Here is a 251-nt window from a genome sequence, read left to right on the forward strand (position 1 = left end):
GCCTTTGATCGTGCTGTTCAGCCGCCACCCCTGCGGAATGGCCTTCAGCATCTCCGCCGGGAAACCGGCATCAGACAGCTCGTCGACGATCGCCGCGACGCCTGCCGGATCGAGCCCGATCCCTTCGGCATCCGGCAGAAGGCCCGCATCGCGGACTTTCACGAACACCTCCACGACGCCGCGCACGTCCTCGGTCAGGTCGTCGTCCGCCGCGTCGGCATCACCGATCGATTCGTCGTCGAGATCGACAT

The 251-nt window shown here is 65.7% G+C and carries 1 protein-coding gene; it reads right to left on the bottom strand.

Annotated elements, in window-relative coordinates:
* The coding region (locus ACNEUN_RS06350) for a hypothetical protein (protein WP_463631602.1) at positions 1-251 on the bottom strand (251 nt) is incomplete at both ends.

It is taken from the genome of Gardnerella sp. C0684A1, from assembly GCF_055326835.1.